Annotated in this window: 9 protein-coding genes; 5 read left to right on the plus strand and 4 right to left on the minus strand. The window is 63.7% G+C overall.

What is annotated here, in order from left to right; all coding sequences use genetic code 11:
• The first annotated feature begins 3 nt into the window (after positions 1-3).
• Positions 4-957: a Gfo/Idh/MocA family protein gene (locus tag ACFP9U_RS00655; protein ID WP_378618266.1), complete on the plus strand. Its 954-nt coding sequence runs from the start codon at positions 4-6 to the stop codon at positions 955-957.
• 21 nt (positions 958-978) lie between these two features.
• On the opposite strand, the gene mnmA is transcribed toward ACFP9U_RS00655, so the two are convergent.
• A complete protein-coding gene (mnmA, locus tag ACFP9U_RS00660) occupies positions 979-2,154 on the minus strand; it encodes a tRNA 2-thiouridine(34) synthase MnmA (RefSeq protein WP_378618284.1) in 1,176 nt (391 codons plus the stop codon).
• Positions 2,155-2,401: 247 nt separating this feature from the next.
• Here mnmA and ACFP9U_RS00665 point away from each other — a divergent pair, with 247 nt between their 5' ends.
• Complete coding sequence (locus tag ACFP9U_RS00665; protein WP_028032565.1) at positions 2,402-2,677, plus strand: DUF1153 domain-containing protein; 276 nt, start codon at positions 2,402-2,404, stop codon at positions 2,675-2,677.
• Positions 2,678-3,043: 366 nt separating this feature from the next.
• Here ACFP9U_RS00665 and ACFP9U_RS00670 read toward each other — a convergent pair whose 3' ends face one another.
• Complete coding sequence (locus ACFP9U_RS00670) at positions 3,044-3,418, minus strand: flagellar export protein FliJ (RefSeq protein ID WP_378618268.1); 375 nt, start codon at positions 3,416-3,418, stop codon at positions 3,044-3,046.
• A gap of 433 nt (positions 3,419-3,851) precedes the next feature.
• Here ACFP9U_RS00670 and ctrA point away from each other — a divergent pair, with 433 nt between their 5' ends.
• Positions 3,852-4,547, plus strand: coding sequence for a response regulator transcription factor CtrA (gene ctrA / locus ACFP9U_RS00675; RefSeq protein ID WP_322451764.1), 696 nt, complete (start codon positions 3,852-3,854; stop codon positions 4,545-4,547).
• A gap of 90 nt (positions 4,548-4,637) precedes the next feature.
• Here the strand turns inward: ctrA and ACFP9U_RS00680 are convergent, their stop codons facing one another.
• Together ACFP9U_RS00680 and chpT are read right to left on the minus strand one after the other, a co-directional pair.
• Positions 4,638-5,006 (minus strand): response regulator, encoded by a 369-nt coding sequence (locus ACFP9U_RS00680; RefSeq protein ID WP_378618270.1) that lies wholly within the window; start codon positions 5,004-5,006, stop codon positions 4,638-4,640.
• A 90-nt stretch (positions 5,007-5,096) separates the two neighbouring features.
• Complete coding sequence (gene chpT / locus ACFP9U_RS00685) at positions 5,097-5,726, minus strand: histidine phosphotransferase ChpT (RefSeq protein WP_378618271.1); 630 nt, start codon at positions 5,724-5,726, stop codon at positions 5,097-5,099.
• Positions 5,727-6,031: 305 nt separating this feature from the next.
• On the opposite strand from chpT, the gene ACFP9U_RS00690 reads away from it, so the two are divergent.
• Both ACFP9U_RS00690 and ACFP9U_RS00695 read left to right on the plus strand, forming a co-directional pair.
• Positions 6,032-6,619: a DUF1134 domain-containing protein gene (locus ACFP9U_RS00690; protein WP_378618285.1), complete on the plus strand. Its 588-nt coding sequence runs from the start codon at positions 6,032-6,034 to the stop codon at positions 6,617-6,619.
• Between the two features lie 125 nt (positions 6,620-6,744).
• Positions 6,745-7,959 (plus strand): hypothetical protein, encoded by a 1,215-nt coding sequence (locus ACFP9U_RS00695; protein ID WP_378618273.1) that lies wholly within the window; start codon positions 6,745-6,747, stop codon positions 7,957-7,959.
• Positions 7,960-7,991: the final 32 nt, after the last annotated feature.

A 7,991-nucleotide genomic window follows, 5' to 3' on the forward strand; every position in this document is an offset into this window, starting at 1 on the left:
TGTATGAAGCCGCGTATCGCAGTTCTGGGGTGTGGATATTGGGGCGCGAACCACATCCGCACATTGAAATCTCTCGGCGCGTTGAGCGCGGTTTCGGATGCCAACCAGGCACGTATGGAAGGGTTTGCGAGCGAGCATGACTGCCGTGCCGTCGATCCCGAGGCGCTGTTTGACGATCGGGAGATCGATGCGATCGTCATGGCGCTGCCGCCGCAGCACCATGCGGCATATGCCATGCGCGCCGTGGCCGCGGGAAAGGACGTTCTGGTCGAAAAGCCCATTGCGCTCACCGTCGAGGATGCCGAGAAGGCGGTGAAGGCGGCGCGCGATGCCAAGCGCATTTTCATGGTCGGGCACGTATTGCGCTTCCATCCCGCCTTCGAGACGCTGAAGGCGCTCATCGACACGGGCGAATTGGGCGAGTTGCGCTACATACACTCGCATCGGCTCGGCCTGGGGAAATTCCATACCGAGAACGACGCCCTGTGGGACCTCGCCCCGCACGACCTATCCATGATCCTGGCCATTACGGGGGCGGGGCCGGTGGAAGTCCGCGGCGAGGGGGCGGCCCTGCTCGATCATCTCAGCGACTTCGCTCATCTGCACATGCAGTTCGAGAACGGGCTGCGCAGCCACCTCTTCGCCTCCAGGCTCAACCCGTATCGCGAGCGCCGCCTGACGGTGGTGGGCACGAAGGCGATGGCCGTCTTCGACGATGTCGAGCCCTGGGGGCGCAAGCTCGCCGTCTACCGCCACGCCATCTGGCAGGACAGCGGACAGTGGGCCTTCACCACCAATGAGCCGAGCTATGTCCCGGTTGCGGAGGGGATGCCGCTGACGCGCGAGCTGGAGCATTTCCTCGAGTGCATCGAGACGCGCGCGGAGCCGCGGACCCCGGGCGAGGAAGCGGTCGAGGTGCTGCGGATCCTGACCGCCGGCACGGTCTCCCACGCCTGAGGGAGCGGCAATCTCGGGGAATCAGGCCGGCAGGTTTTCCAGCCGTGCAAGCTGCGCTTCCGCCTCGGCGCGGCGTTCCGAACGCTCGATGAATCCGCCGCCGAAGACGCGCGCTTCCGCTCCCTCTTCGGAGTAAAGCACGCAGGCCTGGCCGGGGGCGACGCCGGCCTCTCCCTCGTGTAGTTCGACAAAGGTGCCGCTGTCGCGATGATAGAGCGTGGCCGGGCTCGGCGGCCGCGTCGAACGCACCTTCGCCCAGACCTCCATGCCTTCGGCGGGAATCGCGTCCAGCGGGCCGTCGCCCAGCCAGTTGACCTGGCGCAGATAGAGCCGCCGCGTTTCCAGCGCCTCGCGCGGGCCGACGATGACGCGCGCCCTTTCGGCGTCGATATGCACCACGTAAAGGGGCTCGCCGGTGGCGATACCGATGCCGCGGCGCTGGCCGATGGTGAAGCGCAGGATGCCATCGTGCCGGCCAAGCACGCGGCCGTCGATATGCACGATGTCGCCGGGATTGGAGGCCTCCGGCTTCAGGCGCGAGATGATATCCGAGTATTTTCCGCGCGGCACGAAGCAGATGTCCTGGCTGTCCTGCTTGGTCGCCACGGACAAACCCATCTCCTCGGCGATTTGCCGCACCTCGGGCTTGGACAACTCTCCCAGCGGAAAGCGCAGAAAGTCGATCTGCGCTTGCGTGGTGGCAAAAAGGAAATAGCTCTGGTCGCGGTCGGCATCGACCGGTCGGAAAAGCGCGCGGTGCGCACCGTTGGGGCGGGAGCGGATATAATGGCCGGTGGCGAGCGCATCCGCGCCCAGATCGCGGGCGGTCCCCAAGAGGTCGGAAAACTTGACGGTCTGGTTGCAGGACACGCACGGTATCGGTGTCTCGCCGGAAATGTAGCTTTCCGCGAAGGGATCGATGACCGCCTTGCGGAAGCGCTCCTCGTAATCGAGCACGTAGTGGGCAATGCCCAGCGTCTCGGCCACGCGGCGCGCGTCGTCGATATCCTGGCCCGCGCAGCAGGAGCCCGGGCGGTGTGTCGCCGCTCCGTGGTCGTAGAGCTGGAGGGTTACCCCAACCACCTCATAGCCCTGACGGGCCAGTATGCCGGCCACCACGGACGAATCCACGCCGCCCGACATGGCGACGACGACGCGTGTATCCTCGGGGCTTCCCGGTAGGTCGAGGCTGTTCATCGGTTTCATTCCCGTTCCGGTCGCAGGCTACATGGCAATGCTGCATTGCAAGGTCAAGACGTGCAAGCACCGCTTTCGCAGCGCGGTCTCGCCCCGCGGATTTGTCCGCATTTGAATCGATATGCGGACAAATCCCTAACGCGGGATTCATTTGTATTACGCTAGTCTTACCACGCGTTTAGGCAATTCTTAAAGCTGCGGCGGTACCGTCGTCGCGATTGGGTCTTGGGTTAGTGTAGAGAGTACGATGACCGATCTGGTGCGACCGCGCGTGAAGTATGTGATTGGGCCTGACGGCAGTCCGCTGACGATTGCCGACCTGCCGCCGACCAACACGCGCCGTTGGGTCATACGCCGCAAGGCCGAAGTGGTTGCCGCCGTGCGCGGCGGGTTGTTGAGCCTGGAAGAGGCATGTCAGCGCTATCGGCTGACGGTCGAGGAGTTCCTGTCCTGGCAGGCCTCGATCGATGAATACGGCCTGCAGGGGCTGCGCACGACGCGCATTCAGCAATACCGTCACTGAAAGGGCTGTTTCGAAGAGCGCGGCAGCCCGCGACAAGTCACGGAAAGCACTTATCCTGAAGAAACCGAGCGGCAGGCGGGGAGTGCAAGCGCGCGCGTCCCTTCGCTCTTGATCGGTCGTCGTTAGGGAAAGGCGCCGGTTAGTTCAGTTCACCGTGTCACGGAAACGGTGAGTTGAACCAACCATTTGATTCCACGCATCCCGGACGGAAAACCGGCGTCCACTTTTCCTGGAATTGCTCGGGCCGGCCCCGTGGCGGCGGCAGTCTTCCTGTCCGGCCACCGCTGCTCTTCCTCGCGTGAGGCCGTGCTGCCGCGCCGGCGCCGCCGGAGGCGGGCAGTCGATCTTCTGTTTCGGCGGCTTCCATCAGCCGGTGAGGGCGCGGGCGTCCTCGTCGCCGCCGCGTTGCTTGCCGTCGCGCGATTCCAGCGCTTCCGCCTTCTTCAGCTCTGCCTCGAGTTCGGCGAGTTCCTCCTCGGCCTGCGCCTTCTGCTGGGAAAGCTCGCTCTGCGAATCCCGCAGGTTGTCGCGGCGCAAGCGGGCGGCCTTGGCGAAGGTGGGATAAGCGAAGTGGTTCTGGTCGGTGATGCCGGCCTTGTCTTCCTCGGCGGTGATCTGGGCATCCAGTTCGGCGGCCATGCGGTCGAACTCGGCGATCATGGTGTCCAGCTGGGTGATGCGGCGGCGCTTTTCGTTGACCTGAAACTGCTTCAACCGGACAATACTCGTACGTGACTTCATCCCTCACACTCCCAAACGCGGACCAACACCCCAAACCGACCGGCCGGCAAAGCCCCTTGCCCGCATTCCTGCCGGACGCTTGGAAAACGAAATCCTAAGATTCCTCCCGGGCGGTAACCATTCGTTTACGGGCATTGTTAATCATATGGCCCAGGGCTTAAGGCGCGGTAAAGATTCGAGGAGATCGCCCGGCGGCCACGAGCGCAGCGGGCCTGATGCCACGGCTTGAAAAGGTTTTCAGGCACGGCGCGTACCGAAGTTGATTCAATATTTGGATTCAAGGACGTGATCGAAAAAGCTGAAATATGCCATCAGCGCTTGCAAGGGCGAATCAGATTTTGTTAACCATTAACTGGCAGCCTCTGATTCAGGCGATCACTGCTCCGGTGCCGGATTGCTCACGACCCGGTTCGGCGGCGGAAAGGGGAAAGAAATGCGTGTTCTGCTGATTGAAGACGACAGTGCGACGGCACAGAGCATTGAGCTGATGCTGAAGTCGGAGAGCTTCAACGTCTACACGACCGATCTCGGCGAAGAGGGCGTCGACCTCGGCAAGCTGTACGACTACGACATCATCCTGCTCGATCTCAACCTGCCCGACATGTCCGGCTACGAGGTGCTCAGGACGCTTCGCCTTTCCAAGGTGAAGACGCCGATCCTCATCCTTTCCGGCATGGCCGGCATCGAGGATAAGGTGAGGGGGCTCGGCTTCGGCGCCGACGACTACATGACCAAGCCCTTCCACAAGGACGAGTTGGTGGCGCGTATCCACGCCATCGTCCGCCGTTCGAAAGGCCACGCGCAATCGATCATCACCACGGGCGACCTGGTGGTGAACCTCGACGCCAAGACCGTCGAGGTCGCCGGCCAGCGGGTGCATCTGACCGGCAAGGAATACCAGATGCTGGAGCTGCTCTCGCTGCGCAAGGGCACCACGCTGACCAAGGAGATGTTCCTCAACCATCTCTATGGCGGCATGGACGAGCCGGAACTGAAGATCATCGACGTCTTCATCTGCAAGCTGCGCAAGAAGCTCGATACGGCCTCGGGCGGACAGAACTTCATCGAGACGGTCTGGGGCCGCGGCTATGTGCTGCGTGAGCCGGAGGAAATCCGCGAGAGCGCGTAATCCGCCCACCCTTTTCGGCCATGAAAAACCCGGCTTCGGCCGGGTTTTGCTTTAGGAGGCGGTGCCGAGGATAACCGGCGGGGACACGCGTCAGGCGGCCAGCCGGTGCTCGCGGAAGCTTTCCAGGAGTTGTGGCCGGGTGAAGGGCTTCATCACATAACCCCGGGCGCCGGCGCGCTTGGCGCGCATGATGCGGCCGAGATCGAGCTCGCAGGTGCACAGGAGGAGGCGGGGCTTCACCGCTGCTTCCAGCGCCATCAGGCGCTGGATCAGTTCGACCGAATCCATATCCGGCAGCATGCTGTCGACCACCGCGACATCCGGCATCTCGTGACTGCAGATCTCGATGGCCTCAAAGGCGGTGGCCGCCTCGCCCACGAGCATTTCCGGACCGGCGAGAATCCTCTTGGCCACCTTTCGGATGACGCTCGAGTCGTCGACGATCAAACAGCGCTTCATGATTCCGGTTCCCGTGGCTGGCGGCTCTGGCCTGAAGCAAGGTTAACCCGGCCTGGTAAAGCCGAGGCAAACCGGAATGGTAAACAATGCCTAACGCGCGCCGATCACGATCTCTTCCGCCGAGCCGCGGAGTGAGATCGTCATGTTCGTCTCCCGGGCGAGCAGGAGCGTGTAGTAGAACTGCACGCTGTGGGCATCGACCGGTTCCTCGGGCTCACGTCCGGTATGCAGTTCGAGGAATTTCGGGGGTACGCGAACCATCGGCCCATGGGCAACGACGGTGAACTTCGGCGCCGACTCGAGCTCTTCCAGCCGAACCGTCAGCTTGCCGCCGCGGGGGATGGCGCTGTTGGCCACCAGGATTAGATTCAGCAGGAGCTTGACCTTGTTCTTCGGCAGGAGCGCCCGTCCGCCGATCCACTCCAGCTCCGGCTTTTCGTTGCGGATGAAGGCGCCGGCGACGTTCTCGGCGTCGCCCGTGTCGATCTGCATGCCCGCGGAACCGGCGGCCCCGAAGGCGATGCGGGCGAACTGCAGCCGGGCGGAGGCATTAGCGGCGCTGGCGCGGATGAGCTGCATGGCGTCTTCCTCCGCGCCGCCTTCGTCGAGCAACTCCAACCCGTTGTTGATCGCTCCGACGGGAGAGATGATGTCATGGCAGACACGGCTGCAAAGCAGTGCAGCGAGATCGGTGGCGCTGAGCGAAAAGATGTCCGTCATTGTCTGAGCCGTTCCGTCGATGGTTTGCCGAACCAAGAGGCGGGGCCGAACCCCACGCCCGCGAATCGCATTATCGTCAACTGCGCCGTTGGTACACGTCCCGCGCTTTAGCGGCAACAAAGCGGCGCGGACCGCAGCGGAAATGGTGCAGACGGTCAGGGCGCCGGGAGAATGAGAAATGCGGGTTAATGGTTGAAAAAGGATTACGGCCTAGAATCGCATTTTCCGTAATCGGACATGCGGGGTGCCCGAGAGGCAATGCAGTTCGCACGTGCCGTCGCGTCACAATGGAGATGAAAACGATGATGCCAATCAGCCTCTTCAGCCGCCTGAAAGCGCATCTTGCCGTCCTGCTGCTGGCGATCCTGAGCGCCGCGATCATATTGCCCGCGTCCTCCGCACGGGCGCAGGAGGGCTACTCGATGGAGGAGATCGTCGAGGCCGGCAGCAACTTCTTCGGCGCCACCACCGGCGGTCTCGCGACGGCGGTGGAGAAGATCTTCTCCGCCTACGGCCTGCCCAACGGCTATGTCCTCGGCGAGGAAGGCTCCGGCGCCATCGTCGGCGGCCTGACCTATGGCGAGGGGACGCTTTACACCAAGAATGCGGGCGACCATGCGGTTTTCTGGCAAGGCCCTTCGGTGGGCTGGGACTTCGGCGCCCAGGGCTCGCGCGTCATGGTGCTCGTCTACAATCTCAACACCATAAACGACCTTTACCGTCGTTTCGCCGGCGTGGCAGGGTCGGCCTATCTGGTCGCCGGGCTCGGTTTCAACGTGTTGAAGAACAACGACGTGCTCATCGTGCCGATCCGCACGGGCGTCGGCGCCCGTCTCGGGGTCAATCTGGGCTATCTGAAGATGACGGCCCGGCCGACATGGAACCCCTTCTAAGCGAAGGGCTGGTACCAAGGGCCTTGGCATCACCCTTTCGGTGGGCCCTTCCACCTATTGCAACACTGGATTTGCCGCTGCGGGTCGTGGCACAGTAGCGGATCTATCGGCGACGGATTTGCCCCGTGATCCAGACTGTCCTGTCCTTTGCTCTCGGTTTTCTCGTCGCGGCGATTCTCGCGCTCTCGGTGGCGCCCGCCTTGTGGCGCCGCGCCGGTATTCACATGCGCCGTCACATGGAAGCGTCCATGCCGATGTCGCGCGAGGAACTGGAGGCGCAGGTCGACGCGCTGAGGGCCGAGCACGCCATGGCCATGCGGCGGCTGGAGATGAAGGCGGAGGCGATCAAGCAGAAGGCCGCGCAGGATCTGGTGGAGATCAATCTCCAGCGCGAGGAGATCAAGCGCCTGGAGGAGGCGTGCGCCGAACGCGACGAGACCATCGGCCGAATGGAGGCTGATGGCGAGGCGCTGTCGGAGCGCTTTTCCGAACGCGAGCGGGAGATAGAGGCGCTGAGGGCAAGGCTTGCCGAAGACAGGCAGGCGCTGAAAAGGCAAGTGGATGAGGTGGAGGAGCTTTCACGCCTCTATGAGGAGGCGAGCCTGACGTCCAGCAGCCGGCAGATCGAGCTGGTGGCGCGTGAGGCGGACATCGAGCGCCTTCAGGATGCGAACGCATCCCTGCGCGCCCAGCGCAAGGAGGCCGAGCGCGCCATGCGGGATGCGCTGGCCGAGAAGGGGCAGCTCGAGGAAGCCTTGCGCGTCGAACGGGAGCGTGCCGCCAATCTGGAGCGCAAGGTCGAGCGCATGATGACCAATCTCTCCACCCGTGACGAGCGGCTGGAACGGCGCGAAAGGGAGATTGCGCGCTTGAAGCAAAAGATCAGGGACGGGAAGGGGCAAGCCGGGCCTGACGGCATTCCGCTGGCCGGCATCGGCGAGGCGCGGGAAGAGGCCGGAGCGGTGGAAATTGCAGCCGACGCGCCGGCTCTCCCGCCGCAAGACCACGGCTTGAACGGAGCCTCCGGCGCGCGAACGGAAATCGAGCGGCTGCGCTCGCGTCTGGCGACGCTGATGCGGCAGAACAAGAAACTGCGCACGGAGATAGCGGCTGGCGCGAATACGCCCGACCGGGAGGGGGAGGAGGAACTGCGCGAACAGATTTCCAGCCTGGCGGCGGAGGTGGTTAACATCACGGCAGCGCTCGAAGGCCCGGATTCCCCCATCGATCAAGCGCTGTCGGAAGACCCGCCGGGCGAAGACGGCGGCGTCGAAGCCGGGCCGCCCAGCCTGGCCGAGCGCGTGCGCGCCTTGCGCCGGGGCTCGCCGGCGGCCGAATAGGGCTATCTTATTTACCGGGCCGCCACAGGTGA

The sequence above is a fragment of the Nitratireductor sp. GCM10026969 genome (genome assembly GCF_042660605.1).
Lineage (GTDB): Bacteria > Pseudomonadota > Alphaproteobacteria > Rhizobiales > Rhizobiaceae > Chelativorans.